Here is a 791-nt window from a genome sequence, read left to right as displayed (position 1 = left end):
TGCGGCACGAGCATGCGCCGCTGTCGCTGGCGCAGCGTTGCAGCAGTGTTCCGGCACCGGCGCCGTTGTTTACCTCCTTGCTCAATTACCGGTATAGCGCCCAGGCAGAAAGCGCTGCCGAGGCAATGACCTGGGAGGGGCTCGAGATGCTGTCGAGTCACGAGCGGACGAATTATCCGCTTGTCGTTTCTGTGGACGATGTGGGGTCTGGTTTTGCGCTGACGGTGCAGTCGCAGCGGCCACTGGTTCCGGAGCGGATATGCGCATTCCTGGTGAAGGCGTTGGAAGAGCTGGCCGATGCGCTTGCCGATGTGCCGGAGACGGCGGTACGCGCGCTCGACGTTTTGCCGGATGCCGAGCGGCATCAGGTGTTGACGGAGTGGAATGCGACGGCAGCGGATTATCCGCGCGATGCCTGTGTGCACGAGTTGTTCGAGGCGCAGGTGGTACGTGATCCCTCNGTGTGCGCCCGGACGATCGCGTGGCGATCTGTGTGCAGCGTAGTGTCGAGATGGTGGTGGCGCTGCTGGCGGTGCTGAAGGCGGGCGGTGCGTATGTGCCGCTGGACCCGGCCTATCCGCCGGAGCGGCTGGCCTATATGCAATCCGATTGCGGCGCGGTGGCGGTGCTGACGGATGCCGCCAGTCGTCGCCTGGTTGAATGCAGTGCCACTGCGGCGGTGATCGTCGATCTGCAAGTCGACAGTGAACATTGGACGCATCTGCCAGACAGTAATCCCGACCGCCACGCCAATGGCCTGACCGCACGCCATTTGGCGTATGTCATCTACA

General features: G+C 63.3%; 1 protein-coding gene. It reads left to right on the top strand.

The window, feature by feature from the left end:
* Window positions 1–463: 463 nt before the first annotated feature.
* Window positions 464–791 (top strand): AMP-binding protein (locus tag XalbCFBP2523_RS17505; RefSeq protein WP_430523496.1); only part of this gene is annotated, 328 nt, incomplete at its 3' end.

Origin of the sequence: Xanthomonas albilineans, from assembly GCF_002939705.1 — a bacterium.
GTDB lineage: Bacteria > Pseudomonadota > Gammaproteobacteria > Xanthomonadales > Xanthomonadaceae > Xanthomonas_A > Xanthomonas_A albilineans.
This window is presented reverse-complemented; position numbering and strand designations above follow the sequence as displayed.